Annotated in this window: 23 protein-coding genes; 14 read left to right on the top strand and 9 right to left on the bottom strand. The window is 40.8% G+C overall.

The window, feature by feature from the left end; translation table 11 throughout:
• Nucleotides 1-29: 29 nt before the first annotated feature.
• Together HWV02_RS21545 and HWV02_RS21540 are read right to left on the bottom strand one after the other, a co-directional pair.
• A complete protein-coding gene (locus HWV02_RS21545; protein ID WP_211677811.1) occupies nt 30-539 on the bottom strand; it encodes a tellurite resistance protein in 510 nt (169 codons plus the stop codon).
• Nucleotides 540-548: 9 nt separating this feature from the next.
• Complete coding sequence (locus HWV02_RS21540; RefSeq protein ID WP_211677810.1) at nt 549-938, bottom strand: SirB2 family protein; 390 nt, start codon at nt 936-938, stop codon at nt 549-551.
• Between the two features lie 204 nt (nt 939-1,142).
• Between HWV02_RS21540 and HWV02_RS21535 the strand changes: the two genes are divergently transcribed.
• Both HWV02_RS21535 and HWV02_RS21530 read left to right on the top strand, forming a co-directional pair.
• The gene (locus tag HWV02_RS21535) at nt 1,143-3,182 is read left to right on the top strand and encodes a protein-disulfide reductase DsbD (protein WP_211677809.1); all 2,040 of its coding nucleotides are present in this window, start codon (nt 1,143-1,145) and stop codon (nt 3,180-3,182) included.
• A 213-nt stretch (nt 3,183-3,395) separates the two neighbouring features.
• Nucleotides 3,396-3,761, top strand: a complete 366-nt coding sequence (locus HWV02_RS21530; RefSeq protein ID WP_211677808.1) for a nitrous oxide-stimulated promoter family protein — start codon at nt 3,396-3,398, stop codon at nt 3,759-3,761.
• Here the strand turns inward: HWV02_RS21530 and HWV02_RS21525 are convergent.
• Complete coding sequence (locus HWV02_RS21525; protein ID WP_211677807.1) at nt 3,742-4,572, bottom strand: NAD(P)H-binding protein; 831 nt, start codon at nt 4,570-4,572, stop codon at nt 3,742-3,744. The two genes, HWV02_RS21530 and HWV02_RS21525, sit on opposite strands and share 20 nt — an antisense overlap.
• Nucleotides 4,573-4,669: 97 nt before the next feature.
• Between HWV02_RS21525 and HWV02_RS21520 the strand changes: the two genes are divergently transcribed.
• The 8 genes from HWV02_RS21520 (at nt 4,670) to HWV02_RS21485 (ending at nt 13,786) form a co-directional block, all read left to right on the top strand.
• Entirely contained in the window at nt 4,670-5,140 is a 471-nt protein-coding gene (locus tag HWV02_RS21520) for a hypothetical protein (RefSeq protein WP_211673358.1), read from the top strand.
• A 158-nt stretch (nt 5,141-5,298) separates the two neighbouring features.
• On the top strand, nt 5,299-7,248 hold the full coding sequence (locus HWV02_RS21515) for a DNA topoisomerase III (protein WP_211689301.1): 1,950 nt from the start codon (nt 5,299-5,301) through the stop codon (nt 7,246-7,248).
• Nucleotides 7,249-7,395: 147 nt separating this feature from the next.
• A complete protein-coding gene (gene msrP, locus HWV02_RS21510; protein ID WP_211677805.1) occupies nt 7,396-8,418 on the top strand; it encodes a protein-methionine-sulfoxide reductase catalytic subunit MsrP in 1,023 nt (340 codons plus the stop codon).
• Between the two features lie 2 nt (nt 8,419-8,420).
• Nucleotides 8,421-8,999: a protein-methionine-sulfoxide reductase heme-binding subunit MsrQ gene (msrQ, locus tag HWV02_RS21505; RefSeq protein ID WP_211677804.1), complete on the top strand. Its 579-nt coding sequence runs from the start codon at nt 8,421-8,423 to the stop codon at nt 8,997-8,999.
• Between the two features lie 157 nt (nt 9,000-9,156).
• The gene (locus HWV02_RS21500) at nt 9,157-9,330 is read left to right on the top strand and encodes a periplasmic nitrate reductase, NapE protein (RefSeq protein WP_211677803.1); all 174 of its coding nucleotides are present in this window, start codon (nt 9,157-9,159) and stop codon (nt 9,328-9,330) included.
• A gap of 39 nt (nt 9,331-9,369) precedes the next feature.
• Entirely contained in the window at nt 9,370-10,563 is a 1,194-nt protein-coding gene (torC, locus tag HWV02_RS21495) for a pentaheme c-type cytochrome TorC (protein ID WP_211677802.1), read from the top strand.
• A 13-nt stretch (nt 10,564-10,576) separates the two neighbouring features.
• Nucleotides 10,577-13,093, top strand: coding sequence for a trimethylamine-N-oxide reductase TorA (torA, locus tag HWV02_RS21490; protein WP_211677801.1), 2,517 nt, complete (start codon nt 10,577-10,579; stop codon nt 13,091-13,093).
• Nucleotides 13,094-13,249: 156 nt separating this feature from the next.
• On the top strand, nt 13,250-13,786 hold the full coding sequence (locus HWV02_RS21485; protein WP_211677800.1) for a YaeQ family protein: 537 nt from the start codon (nt 13,250-13,252) through the stop codon (nt 13,784-13,786).
• 97 nt (nt 13,787-13,883) lie between these two features.
• On the opposite strand, the gene HWV02_RS21480 is transcribed toward HWV02_RS21485, so the two are convergent.
• The 3 genes from HWV02_RS21480 to HWV02_RS21470 form a co-directional block, all read right to left on the bottom strand.
• Nucleotides 13,884-14,795, bottom strand: a complete 912-nt coding sequence (locus HWV02_RS21480) for a DUF808 domain-containing protein (protein ID WP_211677799.1) — start codon at nt 14,793-14,795, stop codon at nt 13,884-13,886.
• Nucleotides 14,796-14,902: 107 nt separating this feature from the next.
• Entirely contained in the window at nt 14,903-15,604 is a 702-nt protein-coding gene (locus HWV02_RS21475) for a spondin domain-containing protein (RefSeq protein WP_211677798.1), read from the bottom strand.
• A 157-nt stretch (nt 15,605-15,761) separates the two neighbouring features.
• Complete coding sequence (locus tag HWV02_RS21470; RefSeq protein ID WP_211677797.1) at nt 15,762-17,144, bottom strand: DEAD/DEAH box helicase; 1,383 nt, start codon at nt 17,142-17,144, stop codon at nt 15,762-15,764.
• A gap of 268 nt (nt 17,145-17,412) precedes the next feature.
• Here HWV02_RS21470 and HWV02_RS21465 point away from each other — a divergent pair, with 268 nt between their 5' ends.
• The gene (locus HWV02_RS21465; RefSeq protein ID WP_211689300.1) at nt 17,413-19,035 is read left to right on the top strand and encodes a hybrid sensor histidine kinase/response regulator; all 1,623 of its coding nucleotides are present in this window, start codon (nt 17,413-17,415) and stop codon (nt 19,033-19,035) included.
• 38 nt (nt 19,036-19,073) lie between these two features.
• Here HWV02_RS21465 and HWV02_RS21460 read toward each other — a convergent pair whose 3' ends face one another.
• Nucleotides 19,074-19,220: a hypothetical protein gene (locus tag HWV02_RS21460; RefSeq protein ID WP_211673348.1), complete on the bottom strand. Its 147-nt coding sequence runs from the start codon at nt 19,218-19,220 to the stop codon at nt 19,074-19,076.
• Between the two features lie 195 nt (nt 19,221-19,415).
• On the opposite strand from HWV02_RS21460, the gene HWV02_RS21455 reads away from it, so the two are divergent.
• The 3 genes from HWV02_RS21455 to glpX all read left to right on the top strand — a co-directional run bounded on the left by HWV02_RS21455 (nt 19,416) and on the right by glpX (nt 23,161).
• Complete coding sequence (locus tag HWV02_RS21455) at nt 19,416-20,060, top strand: lysoplasmalogenase (protein ID WP_211689299.1); 645 nt, start codon at nt 19,416-19,418, stop codon at nt 20,058-20,060.
• Nucleotides 20,061-20,107: 47 nt separating this feature from the next.
• Complete coding sequence (locus HWV02_RS21450; protein ID WP_211689298.1) at nt 20,108-22,024, top strand: MOSC N-terminal beta barrel domain-containing protein; 1,917 nt, start codon at nt 20,108-20,110, stop codon at nt 22,022-22,024.
• 120 nt (nt 22,025-22,144) lie between these two features.
• Nucleotides 22,145-23,161 (top strand): class II fructose-bisphosphatase, encoded by a 1,017-nt coding sequence (gene glpX / locus HWV02_RS21445; protein ID WP_211677793.1) that lies wholly within the window; start codon nt 22,145-22,147, stop codon nt 23,159-23,161.
• Nucleotides 23,162-23,256: 95 nt separating this feature from the next.
• Here glpX and HWV02_RS21440 read toward each other — a convergent pair whose 3' ends face one another.
• The gene (locus HWV02_RS21440) at nt 23,257-24,315 is read right to left on the bottom strand and encodes a 3-deoxy-7-phosphoheptulonate synthase (protein ID WP_211677792.1); all 1,059 of its coding nucleotides are present in this window, start codon (nt 24,313-24,315) and stop codon (nt 23,257-23,259) included.
• A 66-nt stretch (nt 24,316-24,381) separates the two neighbouring features.
• Nucleotides 24,382-24,810: a GNAT family N-acetyltransferase gene (locus HWV02_RS21435; protein WP_211673343.1), complete on the bottom strand. Its 429-nt coding sequence runs from the start codon at nt 24,808-24,810 to the stop codon at nt 24,382-24,384.
• Nucleotides 24,811-24,818: the final 8 nt, after the last annotated feature.

Here is a 24,818-nt window from a genome sequence, read left to right as displayed (position 1 = left end):
CATGTTGATGATTCGACATGGCGCTTTTTTTATGGTTTTTTACAGACAATCTGTGCAATAGCGCGGTCAGGATTGCGTTCAATCCCTTCAAAATAATGTAAACATTCCCAGTCACTGAACATCGCTTTTAATTCTCCCAACTGTAATAGAAATGCATCACGATTAGGTCGACCAAATTGTCTGTTCTCGACAGTGAAAGTTTCATAGATCACAATACCGCCAGAACATACTGCTTGCTTGATTGCGTCAATGAGCGGACGGTGTAAATATCGAAATACGACAATGCCTTGATAGTGATTAGCGGGTAATTTATGCTCACCATTTTCAAAGTCAACTTGCCAGCATTGCTCGCTACTCACACCCGATACCGCCGCTATACTGGTTAAAGCAGTCCGATTTTGATCGGCAAAAATAGTGGGTATCTGTTGTTGATGCAGATACAGACCATTGCGACCTGCGCCACAGGCTAAATCCAATACGGGTTTACCTGACGGCTGGAACAACGTGCTGTATTGTTGTAATAGTGCTGATGCGGTCATATAAACCCCTTAAGCGAGCGCTAACCACGACATCACATCATGACTTTTTGCAACACCCAGAATATAAGCAAAAATGGCTACCGCAGCCACACTTGCCCATAAGCGTATGATAGCTGTCTTACCACGTTTTATTGCAATTGTACCCACGATAATATAAGCGATAAGGCCGATTAACTTTGCCGTTAACCAAGCATCAGCAAACGGATATTGTTGGATTGTCATCATTAAGTGACCCGCTAGCAAGATAAGTAGCGTATCAATGATGTGCGGTAATATTTTGATTACCTTATTTTGTAATAATGAAGATTCTGTGACCGACAAAATTGAACGAAAGATAAAGAAAGTGATACTAAGGTAAGCCATGCCCATATGCATGTGTTTAACAAATGCGTAATCCATTTTAATTGCCCATTGTAAAAGTGATGTGATTAAATCGATTAAGGGGAATAAATTTAATATCCACCTTAATACGCGTGTTAGTGACGTCTTCGGCGAGAAGTATATCTAATTCTGGTGGGGTTAGGTAATACATACGTTTTTAATTTCCTATCTTAAGGTAGCTGACTTAAAATAGGTGTAATGTAAAAATTTGGAACTTATTGAATGCGATTTTATATTTTAATTTGCCTTTTACTTTCTTCTTTTGCTTATGCGGAACAAAGTGCTAGTGCATTTGACCCTGCGGCGAAGGTGGCGACTGCGCAGTTACTATCAACGGCGAATGGCGTTAATGGCGCAACGGTATTGTCTATGGGTTTAAAAATAACCTTAGATGATGAGTGGAAAACCTATTGGAGTTCACCTGGGTTAGCTGGAGCACCACCGAGTATTGACTGGCAAGGATCTGAAAACTTAGCGGATGTTGAATGGTCATGGCCGGTACCGCAGCGCATGATGGTGTATGATGTTGAGACTTATGGTTACAAACACGAAGTGATTTATCCTCTGCAAGTTACCGTTATTGATCCCAGTAAAGCTTTAGCGTTACAAGCTAAAACGACCATGTTAGTGTGTCGTGAAGTGTGCATACGTGCACAAGTGAATCTGGTATTAAATCTCCCCGCAACAGCAAGCAGCATTGATAAAGCCTCAAGTGCACAGCTACAGCCTTACGTCGCTAATGTTCCGGTAGATATTAGTGCCACGTCGGCTTCTATCCAACAGTTCGGTTGGGACAGTGCATCATCACAATTATTAATTGAAGTGGCAGGATTAACAACGCCAGTGCTTGATAGTTTTGTTGAAGGTGTAGATTTTACTCTGTTTAGTCAGCCTAAAATAAGCCAGCAAGATGGGGTCACACGTTTAATTATACGGGTTGAAGACATGGCGGGCACACCTGCTCGATTAGATCCTCAACAAGCGTTAAAAGTGACGTTAACCAATGCACACGGGGGCATTACATTTACCGATACCATTAAACCCACCGTGATAGAACAAACCTTACCAAGTTGGATATACATGTTGCTGCTGGCGGTTGTTGGTGGTTTGATTCTTAATTTAATGCCGTGTGTATTACCGGTTTTGTCGATTAAATTATTAGGTGTGGTTGAATCGGTTAGTGAATCGAGTGCGCAACGACGGGTTAACTTTTTATTAAGCGCCGCTGGTATTTTTGTGGCGTTTTGGTTGCTGGCATTACTTTTCATAGGCTTAAAGTATTTCGGTATTGGTTTTGGTTGGGGAGTGCAATTCCAATCGGCTGCGTTCTTATTGATCATGATCCCGGTATTGTTGTTATTTGCATTAAATTTATTGGATAAATTTGATGTGCAGTTACCACAAAGTTTAATGGATAGGCTGTCTGGCTCTAATAAGGGGCATTTTTATCAAGGTATCTTTGCGGTGTTATTAGCAACGCCTTGCTCTGCGCCTTTTTTAGGTACCGCGGTTGCCTTTGCCTTAGCTGGCTCAGGCTGGCAGATTATGGTGATATTTAGTGGTTTAGCCTTGGGTTTATCACTGCCATATTTACTTATCGCGATGTGGCCAAATAGCGTAAAAGTGATGCCAAAGCCGGGTTTATGGATGGTACGCTTTCGTCAGTTTCTAGCAGCCTTACTTTGCGCGACATTAGTGTGGCTAATTTGGCTGCTGCAAGCACATTTAAGCATGATGTTGTGGGTTACTTTTAGCGTCATTATTTGTGCGATGGTGATTCTCTTAATCGTTAAACCGGGCCCTAAATCACTGGTCACGACATTTGCAATATATCTGCTGTTGGCGAATACCATTATTTGGTCGCCTGAGTCTGTGAAGTTATTACAGCGCAGCGATATCCAGTCTGAATCAGAAATACACTGGCAGGCATTTGAGCCTGAAAAGATTGCGGAATATGTAGCGGAAGGAAAAACCGTGTTTATCGATATTACTGCCGATTGGTGTATTACCTGTGTGGTGAATGAACGTGCAGTGCTGCAACGTAGTGATATTATCGCCCGTTTAAATGCGGATAACGTTGTAGCGATGAAGGGAGACTGGACTAAGCCCGACAGTCAAATTGAAGCGTATTTAAAACGCCATGGCCGTTATGCTATCCCATTCAATCAGGTGTTTGGCCCGGCATTACCACAAGGAAAGTTATTACCTGAGTTATTAACGAAAGATGTCGTCACTATCGGATTGGTACAGGCTGGACAGTAATTCAGACTCATTGCTGCCTTATTGTTGAGTGATAATGGAGCAAGGCAAAAAACGGATGTACACTAAACGCCTGTTTTTTGTCTTGCAGTTCGATTATTTTGCTGTTCTAATTGCGCTCTTCTGAATTTATACAAGACTCATTTTATTGTTGAACTAAGAGATTAACGGATTTATTGAACCGTTAAGTTGGCGAACAGATAAAATAGATATACGATGAAAACAGTTACTGAAACTTTAGCGCAGCCACGTTTAAACCGTGAAATGCGCCTGCAAAATGCAATGATAACTATGTATTGTAAACAGCATCATGTTTACCAAGGTAAAGTATGTCGTGAGTGCGAACGTTTACAACAAATGACCGCGCGTAAACTAGCATTTTGTGAAAGTGGTATAGAAAAGCCCACCTGTGTAACCTGCACTGCTGTATGTTATACCCCTGTTGTCTCCAAACAAGTAAAGACTATTTCTCGTTGGGGCCGCCTGCGTATTTGGTTTCGTCACCCTATTCTCATGTCTCTATATTGTTTTGATAGCCTCAAACCAAGTCAAATGCCAAAACCTAAATTACTAAATCTGTAGCTGACTGATGTGTAAATTGGTAGTTTAATCGTTGCTTTAACTTCTCGTTGGCAATGATGCAATGTGGTTTGCTGTTCTTAGTTGTAAAGCTTGGAATCGTAATACTCAGTTGTTTGGCTGCTTGTTGATAGAATGTTTGTCTGCTGGGATGGTGATCGCAACAGGCATTGAATACTTCTCCCCAACATTCTTGTTTGATCACTTGATGAATGATCCCAACCGCATCATGTTGATGAATTAGGTTTACAGGTGATTCTCCGGCATCAAAGATATGACCGTCGGCACTCTTTTTCGATAAACTTTTTGTTGGATTCCTATCTTCGCTAATAAGCCCAGCAAAGCGGATAATGGTGTAATCAATATTTTGTTGTTGCTGAATTAATTGTTCTGCCGCATACACAGTACTGTTTGGATTTAAGGGTGATGTTTCGGTCAATGCTTGGTCTGTTTTTTGATATATGCTGGTGGAACTAATAAAGATCAATTTACCCACTTGGTATTCTTTGAGTAGTGCTAACAATTGTTTAATTTGTACCACTAATGGTGAGCTTGCATGATTACCTCTACTGGCTGGTAACAGACAAATGGCAATATCTTTATTGCTTAATAAACTTTTCCAATCACCTTGTGGTTCATTGCTAAGGGTGGCGCTTACTGCTGGGATACCTTGAGAAACTAAACTTGCTGCTTTTTCGGTATGGCTACAACTGACTATAAGCGGATAGTCTTGCGATAATAACTGTCGTGCGAGTGGCTTACCTAGCCAGCCCGCGCCTATGATTGCAATTTTCGGTTGTGTATTTGTGCTCATATCCGTTGCCTGTATTATCAAGTTAGATACAAGCGTAGCGATTTTTGGTTATAATAGCGATTGATAATCTGTCGTAACATAAACTAAAGAGAAAACCATGAGTAGATTTATAGATAGCTGGGCTATCGTGCATATTGATGATTCTTACAATGCATCAGTATTAGGTAGTAGAGGCACTAAGCTACACTGGTGTAATGGCCGTGAAGAAGCCATTGAGTTTATTTATGATGAGTATCTCGCTATTTTGGCTGATACTGGCGAAATGGACGAAGAGTTAGTTTATGCCGCGAAAGAGCGCTTTGAAGTACTACAAGAACAAACGCAATCTGATGCAGAGTGGATCGAGCACGTCAACGAATTAACCGTCGATTTACGCCATATTGTTTGGTTCGGCAGCATTGCAGAAATGGCTGAATTAAACAATGAATTTGCGTGTGCTGTGCGTGAAGTGTATTGGGAAGAATTTGGTGAGTATGATGAAGATGATCCAAGCGCATTTGTGCCTGAAGATGAATGGTTAAACCTTTCTGAAGCCTTAGTCGAATATTTAGGCCGCGCAATCGTATAATTTAATCACGCTGCTTATCGATAACAGATTAACGTATCAGTTTCCGTTTAATACGTTAATCTACTCTCATTTATCCCCCCCATTTTTAAGTCATAGACTTACACGTCGAAATTAGCTACATTAACTGTTTATTCATACAGTCCGTAATTGTTAACATCATGAAACTTTATATTGCCGAAAAACCCAGCCTTGGTCGTGCTATTGCCGATGTGTTACCTAAACCGCATAAGAAACAACAAGGCTATATTGAAGTCGGTAACGGTGATGTCGTATCTTGGTGTATTGGTCATTTGCTCGAACAAGCAGAGCCGGATGCATATGATGAAGCGTTTAAAAAGTGGCGGTTAGAGCACTTACCTATCGTACCTGAAACGTGGCAACTGAAGAAAAAGCCCAATACCAGTAAACAACTGACCGTATTAAGAGGTTTGGTAAAAAAAGCGACCAGTCTTGTGCATGCAGGCGATCCTGATAGAGAAGGGCAATTGCTGGTGGATGAGGTGATTGAATTTCTAAAAACCCCAGCGAAAAAGAAAAATACTGCCCAACGCTTATTGATCAGCGACCTCAACCCAGCAGCGGTGAAAAAAGCGCTGAATAATTTGCAAGCCAACAGTGATTATATTCCCTTGTCTGTGTCGGCATTAGCGCGTTCGCGTGCCGATTGGTTATATGGCATGAATATGACCCGTGCTTATACTTTACAGGGCCAAAAAGTCGGTTACCAAGGTGTGTTGTCTGTCGGGCGCGTACAAACCCCGATTTTGGGTTTAGTGGTGAGGCGTGATATCGAGATCGCTAACTTTGTCAGTAAACCTTTTTATGAAGTGCTGGTGCATTTAGAAACCCAGCAGCAAGAGATGTTCACCGCCAAGTGGAAACCGAGTGAAGCATGTCGTCCGTATATGGATGAAGACGGTCGGGTACTGGTCAAAAAATTGGCTGAAAATGTGGTCAGCCGCGTCCAAGGTCAAATGGGCGAAGTCACTAAGTTGGAAAAGAAAAATAAACAGCAAGCCGCGCCACTGCCATATAATTTATCTTCACTGCAAATTGATGGTGCTAAGCGTTTTGGTATGAGTGCACAACAAGTATTAGATACCTGCCAAGCTTTGTACGAACGGCATAAGCTCATTACTTACCCGCGTTCAGACAGTCGTTATTTACCCAAGGAACATTACGGGCACCGTGGTCGTGTGATCAACGCAATATCCAAAACTAGCGGGTCATTGCAGCAAGCAGCCTTAAATGCTGATCAAAGTTTACGGAGCAAAGCCTGGAACGACAGTAAAGTTGAGGCCCACCATGCCATTATCCCGACCGAAAAAAGCAGCAGTGTCGAGCGTCTTAACAGCAGTGAAAAAAATATTTATGAATTAGTCGCACGGCAATATTTATGTCAGTTTTATCCACCTTATGAATATGCGGACACGGTTGCAGAGATAACTATTGCGGGTGGTTTGTTCATCGCTAAAGCCAAAATGACCTTAAATCAAGGCTGGAAAATATTATTTCCGAAATCAGCAGGGATCAATGCCAAACAAACTGAAGCTGAGAAAGAATTGGCCGCGCAATTACCGACCATTAAAAAAGGTGAACAGGTGTTATGCCAACACGCTGAGTGTGTTGAAAAACAAACTCAGCCACCGAAACATTTTAGTGATGCCACTTTACTTGCGGCGATGACAGGGATCTCTCGTTATGTCAAAGACAGTGAGATCCGTAAGATCTTAAAAGACACAGATGGGCTCGGTACCGAAGCCACGCGTGCGGGGATTATTGAACTGTTATTTAGACGTAACTTCTTGGTACGTAATAACAAACTAATTTTATCCACGGACGCTGGTAAAGGCTTGATTAATGCGTTACCTGAATCGGCGACCTTACCGGATATGACTGCTCAATGGGAATCTGTACTTGATGGTATCAGTAAAAAAGAAGCCAGCTACCAGCATTTTATGGGCGGTTTATTACAGCAGCTAGCAGGCATGATTGAGCAGGCTAAAGCAACACTACCGGATGGTTTACGTGGTCTTTCAAGCGGCAAGCCCGCAGGTGGACGATTTAAGAAAAAACCAGCCAAAAAAAGGACTTATAAAAAATCATAATCGAAAACTGAGAGCTACTCCCGTATTTATATAAGGTTGTGCTGCATTTAGATCAAATTGTGCCGCTATTGTGATAACTCTGTGATGAACAATTTGCTTAAATAGCTCATGATTAGTATATGGGAAGTTAACCAAGCAGGTAACGGAATGATTATTAAATGTAAAAAAAAATCTCAAGCAAGTGAAAATGATGTTGTTGCGGAACCTGTTTATCAGCAACGTCGACAATTCCTCAAACAATTAGGCCTTGCTGGTGTTGGTTTAGCCGCTGCGAGTCCAGCACAAGCAAGCATCTTTGATATTTTTGATAGTGGTAAGAAAAAAGCCCACAGTCAGGCGTTTGTGCAATCGCCATTGAAATTCATTGGCAGTAAAGATTACGCCGATGGTGAGATCTGGACGCCTGAGAAAAAAGTACTATCACATAATAATTTTTATGAGTTTGGCACGGCGAAAACAGATCCCCAAAAAAATGCCCAGAACTTTAAGGTTGAACCATGGACACTGACGATCACTGGTGCGGTGGAAAAAGAAATCACTTTAGGGTATGACGATTTATTTAAAGTGGCGGATTTGGAAGAGCGTATTTATCGTATGCGTTGTGTAGAAGCGTGGTCAATGGTGATTCCGTGGATCGGTTTTTCGCTAGCTGAAATTATTAAAAAAGCTAATCCAACATCAAAAGCTAAATATGTCGCGTTTGAAACCCTATATGATCCACAACAAATGCCGGGGCAAGCATCTTCTTATCTGGGTGGTAATCTGGATTGGCCCTATGTCGAAGGTTTACGTATGGATGAAGCGATGCACCCATTAACCATACTTTCTGTCGGTACGTTTGGTAAAACTCTTGCGCCACAAAATGGTGCGCCAATCCGCTTGGTTGTGCCGTGGAAATATGGTTTTAAAGGTATTAAATCAATCGTTAAAATCCATTTATTAGAAAAAGAACCACCAACTACGTGGAATCGTCTTGCTGCTCGTGAATATGGGTTTTATGCCAACGTTAATCCAGCTGTGGATCATCCGCGTTGGAGCCAAGCATCTGAACGTCGTATTGGAAATGGCAGTGTTTTTTCTTCTAAACGTATAAAAACATTAGCTTTCAATGGTTATGATGAAGAGGTCGCTAGCTTATACCAAGGTATGGATCTGAAGAGGTATATTTAATTATGCCAGTGCTAACCTATAAACGTATGCCGTATTTAAAGGCTTATATTCATATACTGGCCATTATGCCATTAGTATATCTCGGGTTAGCAATTAATGCTGATGCATTGGGTGGTGATCCAGTGCAAGCTGTGATCCATTTTTTGGGTAAAGGCGCATTAAATTTATTACTCGCCACCTTAGCTATTTCACCTTTGGCAAAGCGTTACAAAGAAGGGTTGTTGATCTCAACCCGTCGTCTGGTCGGTTTATATTGTTTTTTTTATGCAACGTTACATTTAGTTGCTTTTGCTTGGCTCGATTTAGGCTGGGATCTCGGTTTATTTCTTCAAGAGTTGATAAAAAGACCGTATATTTGGCTTGGCATGGTTGCCTTTATTATTTTACTATTATTAGCATTAACCTCGCCAATGTGTGTACGTCGTAAAATGCAGCGTAATTGGCAAAAGTTACATAATTTCATATACCTAGCTGCAGTTTTAACCCCCGTTCATTATTATCTGTCGGTGAAGTCTGGCTGGATAGAACCCATTATATATGCTTTTTTAGTGATACTCCTGCTATCTAGTAGACGAAAATAGCGCACCGCTGTGTTTAGTTACAATTTGGCACTAAAAAAATACTTATTTGTTTTATAAAGTAACCTTTCCTTGATCTGCTGCAATTAATCGTTCTTGACCTTGCTTTACACTGTCCTAAACTCTAATTTTATATATCATCTAGCTGCAGGAATTTGAGATGAAACAACAAGCAAGCAATGTAGAGGTCAAGAAAGTCGAGAAGAAGGCCGAATGGAAGTTATTTGTCTTCTTAACGGTGTTCTTATTTCCAATCCTCGCTACCGTTAGTGTATTTGGTTATGGGTTTGTCATTTGGATGAGTCATATCCTTTTTGGCCTACCTTCGCATTAATCAAATTAATCAATTACTCATTATCCAGGTATTACAGTAATGAAAAAATTATTCTCTATAATCGCTCGCTCTTGGCGTGTGTTTAATAAACCAAGTAAACATATCTCTTTAGGTGTTGTGACTTGTGCTGCTTTTATTGCGGGCGTTATTTTCTGGGGTGGTTTCAATACCGCGCTAGAAGCGACAAACCAAGAAGCATTTTGTATTTCTTGTCATAGTATGAAAGAAAATAACTATCAAGAAATCCAAAGTACGGTTCACTGGTCAAACCGTAGTGGTGTCCGTGCTACTTGCCCTGATTGCCATGTTCCTCATCGCTGGCAAAACAAAATCGCAGCCAAAGCGCGTGCGAGTAAAGACGTATTTGGTTGGTTATTAGGTACGGTGAATACCAAAGAAAAATTCGAATCTAAGCGTTTACACTTAGCGCAGAACGAATGGGCTCGATTTAAAGCCAACGGTTCTTTAGAATGTAAAAACTGTCATGACTATAAGAGCATGGATTTCACCAAAATGTCTGAACGTGCGCAAGTACAAATGCGTAAAGCGGCTGAGCGTGATCAATCTTGTGTTGATTGTCATAAAGGTATTGCCCACCACCTACCTGAAATGGATACCTCTGCAATCAGTGAACTAGGTAAAATGGCGAAAGACCTAGAAGGTCACTCATTTGAAATTGGTAAAGAGTACTACTCTCTGGTGCAAACACCACTTTATAAAGATGATAAAGAACCTGAGTATCTGGGCGTATTAACACCAGCGACTAAGTTTAAAGTTATCGCTGAATCTGGCAACCGCCTGCAAGTTGAATTAGTGACTTGGCATAAAGCTAAAGGTTACGGTCGCGTGCTGTACTTCGATTTTGCTAAAAATATTGTGCAAGCAACATTATCAAAAGAAGCATCACAAGATGAATCGCTATTCGTTCGTGGTGATAAGAAAGAAGATGATCTAACTGGTCTACCTTGGGAACAAGTAACGTTCACACTATGGGTTGATAAAAAAGGTTATGAAGAAAGCCTACAAAACATTTGGGATTACGCGAAAGACGCTTACCAAACCACATGTAGTGTTTGTCATACCCAACCAGCAGAAGCTCATTTTGATGCAAATACTTGGGTTGGTATGTTTGCCGGCATGCAAGGTTTTGTGAACTTAGATGGCGACACACATGACGTGATCTTGAAGTATCTACAAAACCATTCATCTGATTACAGCAAAGATGCTCATTAATTCAAAGAGAAGTATGACTATGTTTAATAAAGACAAAAAGTCTAAAAATGAAAATGTATCTGTCAGTCGTCGCTCCTTTTTAAAAGGTGTGATGGCGACATCAGCTGTTGCTGTGATTGGTCCTAGTTTATTAGTACCAAAAACAGCAAGCGCAGCGACAATGGCTGAGCGTGCTGAATGGAAGTTAACTGGTTCGCACTGGGGGGCGTTCCGCGCTAAGATCCACGGCGGTAAAGTTACAGAAGTTAAAGCGTTTGAATTAGATAAATATCCAACTGATATGCTGCAAGGCATTGAAGGTATTATCTATAGTCCATCACGTGTTCGTTACCCTATGGTTCGTCTCGATTGGTACTTGAACCGGGAGAAAAGTAACACAAAACAACGTGGCGATAATCGCTTCATCCGTGTTACTTGGGATCAAGCTCTAGATATGTTCTATGAAGAATTAGAACGTGTTCAGAATACGTATGGCCCATCAGGGCTACATACAGGTGCTAACGGTTGGCGTGCAACTGGTCAACTACATAGCTGTGGTAGCCATATGGCGCGTGCAATCGCGATGCACGGTGCATCAGTAAAAGATGTTGGCGATTACTCTACGGGTGCTGGTCAAACAATTCTACCCTACGTACTTGGTTCGACAGAAGTATATGCACCGGGTACATCATGGCCGTTAATCCTAGATAATAGTAAAACGATTATCTTATGGGCAACGGATCCAGTGAAAAACTTACAAGTAGGTTGGAACTGTGAAACACATGATAGCTTTGAATATCTGGAAGCGCTAAAAACTAAAGTTGCTGAAAAGAAAATCCGTGTTATCAGTGTCGATCCGGTTAAGAACAAAACGCAAAACTTCTTAGGTAATGAACACAGATACATCAATCCACATACCGATGTACCGTTCATGCTTGCTGTAGCACATACTATGGTAAAAGAAGATCTACATGATAAGAAATTCTTAGATACTTATGCGCTTGGTTTTGAAGAATTCTTGAAATACGTGCAGGGTGAAACAGAAGATAAAGTTGAGAAAACGCCTGAGTGGGCGAGTGAAATTTGTGGCGTATCGCCTGATGACATCCGTGATTTCGCTCGTTTAATTACTAACGGTCGTACTCAATTCTTATTTGGCTGGTCAATCCAACGTCAGCAACATGGTGAACAACCATATTGGATGGGCGCGGTATTAGCTGCCATGATTGGTCAAATCGGCCTACCTGGCGGTGGTATTAGCTATGGTCATCACTACAGCTCTATTGGTGTACCTACTTCTGGGGCAGTTGGTGCGGGTTCATTCCCACGTAACCCTGATTCAGGTCAAAAGCCTCGCCATGAAAGCAAAGATTTCAAAGGTACCAGCTCTACGATCCCTGTAGCACGCTTCGTTGATGCGCTGCAAAATCCAGGTAAAGTGATTGATGCCAATGGTTCAAAAATCACCTTCCCTGATATAAAAATGATGGTATTCACGGGTTGTAATCCTTGGCATCGACATCAAGATCGCAACAATATGAAAGAGGCATTCCAGAAACTGGAAACAGTGATCGCGATTGATTATAACTGGACTGCAACGTGTCGTTTTTCTGATATCGTGTTACCAGCTTGTACGCAGTACGAACGTAACGATTTAGATATCTATGGTTCATACCGTGCGAAAGGTTTACTGGGTATGAAGAAGCTAGTTGACCCGCTATTCCAATCTAAAACTGACTTTGAGATCTTTACTGAACTAACGAAACGTTGGGGTAAGAGTAAAGAGTATACTCAAGGTAAGAGTGAAGTTCAGTGGTTAGAAAAGCTGTATAACAAATCAAAAGATGCGAATGTTGGTAAATGGGATATGCCTGATTTCCATGAATTCTGGAAAGAAGGTTACTTCCACTTTGGTGATGGTGAAAACTGGACTCGTCATGCAGACTTCCGTGAAGATCCTGAAGTTAACGCACTTGGTACGCCTTCTGGTTTTATCGAGATTTATAGCCGTAAGATTGCACGTTTTGGTTATGAGCACTGTAAAGGTCACCCTATGTGGTTCGAGAAAACAGAGCGTTCACATGGTGGTCCAAAATCAGCTGAATTCCCTGTATGGATGCAGTCTTGTCACCCGAATAAACGCCTGCATTCACAAATGTGTGAATCAGAAAAGTTCCGTGCTACTTACACAGTCCAAGGTCGTGAGCCAGTTTACATGAACTCTGCAGACGCGAAGAAACGTGGCATTAAAGATGGAGACATCGTACGCGTATTCAATGATCGTGGTCAGTTGTTAGCGGGTGCGGTAGTTGATGATAACTACCCTGTGAATGTGATTCGTATTGAAGAGGGGGCTTGGTATGGTCCTGAAGATGAAAGCATCGGTTCACTTTGTACTTATGGCGATCCAAATAACCTAACATTGGATATCGGTTCTTCGGAACTTGCTCAAGCAACATCGGCAAATACATGTCAGGTTGAGTTTGAGAAATTCAAAGGTAAAGCGCCGGCAGTTAATTCGTTCGGTGGACCAATTGAAGTGGTTTCATAATGTTATAAAACATTAGTTAGTACGGTTCGATAAAGCCTAATAGTTGGCAGGTTGTGAAAGCAATTTGCGATTATTAGGTTTTTTTTTTGCCTTAAGCTTTCTTGCTCTAAAGACTGGTGTATCATGCCTGTCATATTCCCTTTATTAGTGACTTCCATGGCTTTAACAGCAACCATTTTAAAAGCAAAAGTATCAATCGTTGATCTTGATAATCATGTTTACCTTAATGATATTCCTCTGACTCTGGCTCAGCATCCATCTGAGAATGATAACCGTCTGATGTTACGCCTACTTGCTTGGATGCTAAATGTTGATGCTGAAGCTCGTTTAAGCTTTACTAAAGGTTTAGGCGAAGATGAAGAACCAGATATCTGGTTTAAATCTGATATTGGTGTGATTGAGCAGTGGATTGATTTAGGTCAGCCATCGGACAAACGTCTAAAGAAAGCCAGCAATCAAGCACAGAAAGCGACGGTTTATACGTACGGCGATCGCAGTGCTGCATTATGGTTTAAGAAAATAAAATACAGCGCAGATAACTTATCTATTCAGTTTATTAATGATGAAACGGCAGAGCAAATGGCGCAGTTATATAGCCGTAATATGGAGCTACAATTGATGATCCAAGATGGAGATATTCAAGTGTTATCTGGCGAGAGCTGTATTGCGATTAAACCTGAAGTTTGGTGTTAAGCTTTAGCGTTTAATACGAATATTGACTGATGAGTAACGACTGTGACACTGATGTATGATGGTGTCTTCATTATCGTTACTCATGCTAGTTATGTAGTTAGTTTCTTAGCTTTTGTATACCCGTCACCACCATCAACACAATAAAACCTGCCAGTAACCCCATTAAGCCATTAATTATCACAGGAATTACTCCCGCTACAATTGCATTATGTGCGAATGCATCAGGTAACATCGTCAGTAGTGTGTGGATGACATCGTGAGAGCCAGGAATACTGTGAATGACAATACTGCCGCCAACAAGAAACATTGCAATTGTCCCGATCACTGCTAACGAACGCATTAGTTTTGGCGCGAAAGTCAGTAGCCCATTACCGAGGTAGTGTTTGATACTTTTTGCTTGGCTGTTATTAACGAGATACAAGCCGACATCATCCATTTTTACGATGGCGGCAACAAGACCATAAACGCCGATTGTCATGATTAAGGCAATTAAGCTTACTACAATTAGCTGGGTTGTTAATGACTGTATTTGTACCGTACCTAAGGCAATAACAATTATTTCGGCAGATAAAATAAAATCCGTTCTAATTGCGCCTTTAACTTTTTTATCTTCAAATTCTTCAACGGATAGTCCCGTTAATCCATCATCATCACTATTATCTTCATGAGCGGATGTGGATTTAGCATGATGGAGCTTCTCAGCCCCTTCAAAGCATAAAAACAAACCACCGATAAGTAATAATGGGGTAATTAACCAAGGTGCTACAGCGCTTATGAGTAGGGCCGCAGGTACTAAGATAGCTTTGTTCTTAAAAGAGCCTTTAGCAACCTTCCAAACCACAGGTAGCTCTCGATCTGCGCTTACCCCTGACACTTGTTCTGCGTTGAGTGCGAGGTCATCACCTAATACACCCGCAGTCTTCTTTGCGGCGACTTTGGTCATCAGTGCCACATCATCCAATACCGACGCAATATCATCGAGTAGGGCAATTAAGCTTAGTCCAGCCATATTCAAAGTCCTCATTAATAAATAGCAACTCCCAGCGAAAAAGCTGGCAGTTGCTTAGTGAATAACCTTGGATACATAGCTAGATAACTTAACTGCTTAATACGTACTTAAGGTTTTAATTTAAGTGTAATAGTACCAATAAATGTACCATTGTCACGATGAACTCCATCGAAAAAGTTAGTATCTGCCGAATCTGTTGTAAGGCGTGTAATAACATCTTTGTTTATTTGAGGTGCATTAGCTGCAGTAAAAGTGTCTGCACTATCGCTGCCTGCATCATATACGCGTAGATTTAGGGTTAAATTATTCTTCCATTTATTATTTTCATATAGTTGCAAATTATCAATACCAATAAACCAGTCTGGGCTAGGTGCCAGCATAGATACGATTGAGAAGTAAGAATAATTGGTGTTAGCAGAGAAACTTAATGAAACCGAGTTGCTACCTGTAGGGATTCCAGCGCCGTCGACGATTTTGTCGGCATCGTTATTGGTGATGTGCGTATTTATTTCATTTATTAGTGTGCCTTTTTCTCCCGTTTCGGCAACAACAATGACTCCAGGGCTAGCTAACTCAGAGCGTCTGAAAATATTAATTTGGTTGTTGTGGGTAAGGCCTATTAAGCCAGAAAAGTGTGCTGTCGCGGGGTAATTTGTTGGAAAGTTAGCTGCACTCCAGTTGGAGTTAAAGGTAAGTTCGTAAACGACGTCATCGTTTGGGTTGATGTTATTTATACTGGAGGAGTTTGGGTCATCACAGCCTGCAAGCAGTATGGTTAAAAAAAGTAGTGGTATGTAGATAAACTTCATAATAGCCTCGATATTCAAATTAAATGTTAATTTAAATCTTAGCTATCGGTTGTCACATTTCTATCACAGTACCATTACTTTTATATCCATATATTTCATGGATACAATCTGCCTAATAAAAAGCCCGCAGATTGTGCGGGCTAATACAGTCAGATTGTTAATCTTCTTCGTGACCATCATCGATGATTTCAGCTCTTGGCTTTCTCTTCATCGGCGCGAAACCGCCATCCACGGCGCTTGCCATTGAATCACGCATAGCTTGTTTCTTATCTTGCTTAGGAGCCGTATTCTGCTTGTGTTTCGGTGCGTTTTTATCACCTTTACGCGCGAGTTTAGTTGGACGCCCTTTATTACTTTCTGGTAAACGTTTTTTCGCAGGTTTTGGTTTAAGGCCTTTAAACTTAGCTTCAAAACCTTCTAACATAATGCAAGGCAGTTTAACTTTTAAGTAACTTTGGATCTTGCCAAATGAAGTCCAGTCTTTCGGGCTTACGAGTGAGATTGCAATACCTGTTGCGCCAGCACGACCTGTACGACCAGTACGGTGGATAAAGTCTTCAGGGTTAATCGGTAAATCGAAGTTGATAACATGGCTTAATGTACGAATATCAAGACCACGCGCGGCAACGTCTGTTGCCACTAAGACTTCAACACGTCCACGACGGAAATCTTCTAACGTACGCTTACGTTGATTTTGTAACATGTCACCGTGAATTGAAGTGGCATTGATACCGTTATCAACTAATAGTTTTGCGAGACGTTCTGTATCTAATTTTGTTGCTGTGAAAATTAGCAGCTGGCGATAGTCTTCGGTCTTAGCAAGATGAACTAATTGTTCTTCTTTGTGCGTCAGATTATCAGAGAAAAATAAACGCTGTTCAATTTTCTCATGTTGATCGTTTGAACGGTTAATCTCGATACGTTCTGGTGCACGTAATACTTGGTTACAAATATTAGCAACGTCAACGTGCTCTAGTGTTGCAGAGAACAGCATCGTTTGACGTTTTACGTTTGGTGCACTGTTTGAGATTGCAGATACATCATCACGGAAACCCATGTCTAACATACGATCAGCTTCATCCAGCACTAAGAATTCTAAGTGCTCAAGCGAAATTGATTTTTCACGGATATGATCAAGCAAACGACCTGGTGTCGCAATTAAGACTTCTGGATTTTTACGTAATAACTTTTCTTGGTGCTGGAAAGACTCACGACCAATAATCAGTTGGATTTGATAATCCAGACTCATACCCAAATGTTTCATGTTTGCATGCACTTGGATCGCAAGCTCACGCGTTGGCGCTAAGATCACTGCACGTACAGCGCGATGCTCAAAACGACGCTGCTTTAACATACGTTGTAATATTGGCAGACCATAAGCAATGGTTTTACCACTACCCGTTTGCGATGTAGCCATGATGTCACAGCCACCTAAAATAAGTGGAATAGCTGCTTCCTGCACCTCTGTTGCTTGTTCAAATCCTAAATGCTTGATTGAACTGATTAAACGTGGGTCGATACCGAAATCTTGAAAGCGCAAAGAAGCTACCTCTTAAATAGAATTAAAATAATTGCTAGAAATTATTTAGGGGCGAGAACTATATAGGAGCACAGCTCAAATTCCAACCCTATTTTCTAGTGACTACTGAGTATTATACAGCATAAACAGAAGATGCCTTCAGAAATAAATCATTATCCCTTTTTAAAAGCGTATTGTGCATTTGTTATTAATGAAAAATATGAGTTATTGCAGCAATTTTTACAATTTTAGCTAAATTTACTATATAGGTAATAGAAGGATGTATGGTATGCGGGATATCAAGGTTGATTCAAGTAAAGTCATTTTACAATATTCGTTATACAGTAAAATAAGAACATTATTGTTAGTGATGTTGGCGTTGGTTATTGCGGTTTTTTTTATTGCGATTGAAGTGACTGTTCAACAAGTTAACCCATTATTTATAGATGCATTTACTACCTTAAAAATAAACCTTTTATTAACAATATTGCCGCTATTATTAATCTCGCTTGTTCTCTCTAAATTGGTGTTAGACAAATTAGTCTCCAAGCCATTAGCGAAACTACAACAAAAGTGCCATGACGCGATTGCTGATAAAGATAATCATCATGAACCATTTAGCTCTCCTTATATAGAATTGGATGGATTAGTTGACTTATTGAATGACCAGATAGAGACAATGACCGAACCTCGAGTGAATAAAATACTGTTGGCGCAATCCAAGCAGCAATTTGTCGAGAGTTTAAGTAATGATATTCGAACACCAATGAATAGTATTCTAGGTACCGCTGAGTTACTTTGTGAAATGCCACAAAATATTAAATCCGCAGAATATCTGAAGTTAATGAAGCACTCTGCTAATCATATGCAGATGGTACTGAATGATGTGACAGATTACTCGAGAATCGAATCGGGTAATTTAGAACTCGCTAAAGTTCGTTTTGATTTGTTAGAAATACTCGATCAAGTCTACACCTCGCTACGTCCGTTTGTGCATAACAATTTACGCGTACGCTTTAGCCTGAATTATAGTGACGATCTGCATCGGTTTTATATCGGTGACCCGGTTCGGTTACAACAAGTGCTGGTCAACTTGGTTGCGAATGCGTTGAAGTTTACCGATAGAGGCTTTGTTGAACTTAAAGTCAATTGCAGCAAGGTCGATGATACAAATGAAGGAGGGGCAGTAGCAGATATTGTGTTTACGATTAGTGATACTGGCATTGGTATTCCAGTTACTAAACTCGCGCATTTGTTTGATAACGAGCAGCTACCTTATAATCATAAATCTAATGATTTACCGAGTGGAGGCTTAAGTTTAGCGATTTGTTCCCGTTTGATTAACTTAATGCAAGGTCGTTTACAAGTCGAAAGTAAATTAGGTGAGGGTGCACAATTTAAGATTAATCTAAGGTTGCCTCATGCTTACCAATTACGCACACAGCATATTATTGGTAGTAGTGATTTAGCATTAGATAAATTAGCAGGGTTAAAAGTATTATTGATCGAAGATAATAAAATGAATCAAATTGTTTTTCAGCAAGCGCTGACGCAATTGCAAATGCAGGTGTTTACTGCGAGTACAGGTTTAGAAGGTCTAGATTTGATCCAAAAATACACTTTCGATATTATTTATATGCAGATCCCTGGTCCAGATGGTATTGCAACGACCAAGATGATTCGTGCGGGTACGAGTAATAATAGTAACACTCCCATTATAGCGCTTATAGAGGATGCATTTAAGTTTGATTTAGTGACCTGTAAGCATACAGAAATGGACGGTTATATTAATAAACCGATATCCAAGCAAGCTTTAATTGACGAAACGGTACGCGTACTTGATTTTGAAATACCCGTTACAGACGTGGTCCTGCCGATTAATAAAGAGTGTAAAGTCAGCTTAGAAGAGTAGGGTAAATGGTTCTCTTTTAAAGGCTGACGAAGTTGATCTTATGAAACTATCATGCTTTTTAGTGCTAACTGATCGGTGATATCTAAGTTCAGTTCGTTGCAAGCTTCTTCAAATGTTTTACCTAAATGGCAAATATACATTTCAATTGCGATCAGATGATTTTGTAGTGCTTGTTGCTGTTCCATACTTATACCTCCTAAGGTTTATGAGCTAATAAACTAGTACAGTTTGTGGATTTCTGTCTAGCGTTAGACTTAAATTACAGATCGTTATGTTTATAAATGTTAACCCACGCACATTTATACCGCTTTAATACTTGCTCATTACGGTGGATATGACTCAGACTCGAGTATTTATTCGATGAGATGGGACCTGTCAAAATGGAATTTACAACGACGATTATCACCAGTACTATTATTATCACTGCGTGCGCGATATTGCATTTATATGGTGCCTACCAAGACCGAAAGTGGTTATTTTATCTGTTTAAGCCTGTGACCACACTTTCTATAGCTGCTTTGTGTTGGTATCTTGCACCGGGGTTTAATGATTATGTCTGGCTGATCTTACTTGGTTTATTGCTCTCAACCTTGGGGGATATTTTCCTTATGTTACCCAAGGACCGCTTCATACCGGGATTATTGAGTTTCTTGTTGGCGCATATTGCTTACATTATTGCATTTTCGATTGCACTGGAGTTGACTTATACTTGGTCACTTATCTTCCCTTTGGCTATTATAGCAATGATCTACTTAACCCTATTGTGGTCGTCACTAGCAGAAATGAAAGCACCGGTATTGGTTTATATGAGTATCATCGTAATAATGGCCTGGGTCAGTGGTGAGCGTTACCTTAGCTTGAATAGCTCGGCCAGTATGTATGCATTTATTGGTGCGATAGTGTTTTTGTTTTCAGATGCGACATTAGCACTCGACCGATTTAAAAAACAGTTCCATAGTGCTTATGCGGTTATTATTGTAAGCTACTATCTTGCCCAGTATTTTATTGCGCTTTCAGTTATATGACCAGTTATCTGAAGGTGTTAACGTCGTTACAGTAAGGGAATTAATTCGTGGCTAACCTAAATTTATCAGCACTTGCTATTTATCCACTGAAATCAGCAAAAGCAATTAACTTAACCTCTTCTCACGTGAGTGAAATGGGCTTGGATCATGATCGTCGATTTGTTATTAGTGACATGCAAGGACAGTTTATTACGGGGCGAACTCAGCCTAAAATCACGACGATTAAAATTGAAGTCGTGGCGCAAGGTATCATGCTTTCAGCGCCACAGATGCCACCGATTGCTTTCACGTTTAAAGAGCTACTGCAAGATTATACAGATGTAACGGTTTGGGGGACTATAATTCGAGGTCAACGTTGCAGCGAAAACATTAATCAATGGCTAGGTAAGTTCTTACAGATAGACTGCCAATTACTTTATTTTGGAACTAGCTCTTCACGTCAGGTTCCTAATTTTGATAAACAATTAAGTTTTGCTGATGGATATCCGATTTTATTAATCTCACAAGCCTCTCTTGATGAACTAAATCGCAGCACACTGAGACCAATTGAGATGAGCCAATTTAGAGCTAACTTCATCGTGACGGGCTGTGAACCATTTGCAGAAGATAGTTGGAAACGGATCAAAATTGGTAATGCTGAATTTGAATTAGTGAAACCCTGCGAGCGTTGTATCTTTACGACATTAAGCCCGGGAAAAATAAGCTTTGCTGAAGACAAAGAGCCGCTTAAGACGTTAAGTTTATTCCGCAAAGGTAATGATGGTAAGATTGATTTTGGCCAAAATCTAGTTAGTCATAACGATGCGGAAATTAAGCTTGGTGATAGAGTTGAAGTATTGGAATATCACACGCCTAAATTTTATGCTGATAACCGCCCTAAACAAAGACCAATTGTGTCAGCACCAAAGGCTGCTGTGAACCATAATACTGAGCTACAGGCTAAAACTTTGTGGGATAAAAATGAAACCCGACAACTTTGCTGTGTAGCAGTTATCGATGAAACGCCTGATACTAAAACATTTCGTTTTCGTGTCGAGCCTGCCGCTTTGTTGAATTATAAACCGGGTCAATTTATTACCCTTAATTTAAAGATTGGTCATGATCTGGTGATGCGTAATTATACCTTATCATCATCACCAAGCCGACCGGATTTGTTAGCTGTCACGGTAAAACGGGTCCCAGATGGTAAAGCGTCAAATTGGCTTAATGACAATTTAGCGGTTGGCGATCGGTTAGGGGCGTCATCACCACGTGGGCCGTTTCATGCTTTTACAGCCACGACACCAAAATTATTATTATTGTCGGCGGGTAGTGGTATTACTCCCATGCTCTCAATGGCGCGTTATTATGCTGACACTGAGTGTGATAAAGATATCGTCTTCTTCTACAGTGCAAAAACGGCGGTAGATTTGATTGCGCTTGATGAGCTGCAATTACTCACGCGTCAGCATACCAATATGCGTTTAGCCTTAACCTTGACAGCTGAAAGTACACAGAGTGATTGGACTGGGTTAAGGGGACGTATTGATCAGCAAATGCTGGCTGATGTGGTGCGCGACATTAGTGACCGATCATCCTATGTTTGTGGCCCCGAAACCTTTATGACGACAATGGCAGCTGCGCTAACGGCATTGAATGTACCAGCTGAACAGCAATTTCAAGAAAGTTTTGGTGATCATAAACATTCCGAAACACCTAGTGAACCAGTGAATATCTTATTGGATAGTTGGGATACCAGTTTTGTAGGTGACAATAAAACGACATTATTAGAACAAGCTGAAAGAAATGGCGTGAACATCCCCTATAACTGCCGTGCAGGTTATTGTGGTGTTTGCCGTGTAACGTTAGAGTCGGGAGAAGTGCGTGTACTCGCTGACCATGCATTAACAGATGATGGTAAAAAGGCGAAGAAAATATTGGCGTGTAGCTGCATTCCACAAACGGATGTCGTGATTAGCGCATAATGATGCTGTTGTATTGGGAGTGCTTAGTTTTAGATAATCGTTTTAAATATGAGTACTCTCAAATTGTAATTAGATAGGTGGTGCTTTAAAGTGTACCCACTTATATATAGGAGTTAAGACATGAATCGTACACTTGCCATTGAATTTTCGCGTGTCGTTGAAGCCGCTGCTCTTGCTGGTTATAAATGGTTAGGCCGCGGAGATAAGAATATTGCTGATGGCGCTGCTGTTGAAGCCATGCGTGTGATGCTAAATAAAATCGATATTGATGGTGAAATAGTTATTGGCGAAGGCGAAATCGATGACGCACCTATGTTGTATATAGGCGAGAAAGTCGGTACGAAAATAGCCGGAGCTGACGCGGTTGATATCGCTGTTGATCCGATTGAAGGCACCCGTATGACAGCAATGGGTCAATCTAATGCAGTTGCAGTATTGGCTGTCGGCGAAAAAGGCGCGTTTCTAAAAGCACCTGATATGTATATGGAAAAATTAGTGGTTGGCCCTGATGCTAAAGACGCCATTGATTTACGTTTATCCCTTGAAGACAATATTCGTAATGTTGCTCACGCGCTAGATAAAGACATCAGTGAGCTAACTGTAGTGACCTTAGCAAAACCTCGTCACGATGATAAAATCAAAGGCATGCAAGCAATGGGCGTACGTGTGTTTGCGTTACCCGATGGTGATGTTGCCGCGTCTATCTTGTGCTGTATGCCAGATAGTGACGTTGATATGATGTATTGTATTGGTGGTGCGCCTGAAGGTGTTATTTCTGCTGCTGCTATTCGGGCTATGGACGGCAACATGCAGGCGCGATTATTAGCGCGTCATGATGTGAAAGGTGATACTCCTGAAAACCGCGCGGCAGGTGAAATCGAAATTTCACGTTGTCAGGCATTAGGCTTGGTTGTTGGTGAGATCTTACCATTGGATAAATTAGCGAAAACCGATAATGTGATTTTTGCCGCAACAGGTATCACTAAAGGCGATCTTGTTGAAGGTGTGCAGCGTAAAGGTAATATTGCAACGACGGAAACCTTGGTTATTCGTGGTAAGTCGGGCACTATTCGTCGTATTCAATCAATACATGTGCTCAATCGTAAAGGTGCAGATTTACAAAGTATTATTTTATAACTCATCATTTTATAAACATAGAATCGTGATTGATTAGATAACAAAAAGCCGCGTTATTAACGCGGCTTTTTCGTTTTTATAATATAACGCTTAGCTTACGCAATCGCGATACGATCACTTGCTGCCAGGGCTAGATCCGCTAATAATTTTTCAGTATCTTGCCAGTGGATACAAGCATCGGTAATACTCTTACCATAAACCAAAGGCTCACCAGCAACGACAGCTTGGTTACCTTCTTCAATGAAGCTTTCTGCCATGATACCTGAAATTTGCATGCTACCCGTGCGCATTTGAGCCATTACATCTTCAGCTACGTTTAGTTGGTTAGTGTGTACCTTCTGGCTATTACCATGGCTAAAATCAACAACGACAGACGGTGCTAAACCTGCATCACTTAATGCTTTGGTCGCTACGTCAATGTGTGATTTAGCATAATTAGGTGTTTTACCACCACGTAAGATCACATGACCAAATGGATTGCCGTGTGTTTGATATACCGTCATCAAGCCATCTTTATCTGGAGAGTAGAAAATGTGTGGAACTTGTGCTGCACGTACGGCATCGATAGCAATTTTGGTATTGCCATCAGTCCCGTTTTTGAAACCGACAGGGCAAGACAAGGCTGACGCCATTTCGCGATGAACTTGGCTTTCTGTGGTTCGCGCGCCAATTGCACCCCAACTGATTAAGTCTGCAATGTATTGACCGTTAACCATATCTAAAAATTCGGTCGCGATTGGTAAACCGATTTCAGTAATATCAACGAGCAATTTACGTGCTAAGCGTAAGCCTTTGTTCGCTTGGTATTGACCGTTTAAGTCAGGATCACTGATCAAACCTTTCCAGCCCACAATAGTACGTGGTTTTTCAAAGTACACACGCATTGCAATAACTAAGCTACTTTTATACTGCTCTTGCAATGGTTTTAGACGGCGAGCGTAATCTAACGCCGCGCTAGTATCATGAATTGAGCAAGGGCCAATGATAACCAGTAGGCGTTTGTCTTTGCCTTCAATAATCGCTTCTATTTCACGACGGTTATTGATTAGCTGTTTTGCAGCGTTATCAGATAATGGAAACTCTTCAACCAGTTGACTTGGAGTGATCACCTGGTCGATATAGGTAGTTCTAAGTTCGTCTGTTTTAATTGTCATGATGTCTATTAATCTAAATATGGGCTGTGATCAGCTTAACGTAATTTCACCTTATTATAAAGATAATCAGATGTTAGCTTGATTCGAATCATTAAATCCTAATAACAGCAGTTGTTTACCCTGTTTTTGATAGGCTAAAAAACGTTGCTGTATATCGTTCGGCGCTTGCGTTGTCGGATAGAAGTCATGCTGACCATAAAACTGTTCAAGATGAGGCAAAGCAAAAGTGAACGTTTTATTATTCTGAAATTGAGAGCGCATGTGCCGTAAAATATGGTGGCCAAGGCGTTGGCCTCGGTGATCGGGAGCGACCAACATACCTGTTAATAAAGATAACTCACCAATAGGGCGTAATCGCGCGCAAGCTACAATGCTATTACCCTCTTTTAATACAGCAATATGCTCTGCTTTATTGGGTCTTGAATAGGGCAAATATTGCTTATAGAAGGGCTTAACTAATGGGTTCTCTATTTTTTTTAACCATTGAAACTGCATGTTGTTGC

Source organism: Moritella sp. 28 (assembly GCF_018219435.1).
In the GTDB taxonomy this organism is placed as follows: Bacteria; Pseudomonadota; Gammaproteobacteria; order Enterobacterales; family Moritellaceae; genus Moritella.
Note: the sequence above shows the minus strand (reverse complement) of the source record. Positions and strands in the feature narration are given on the sequence as shown.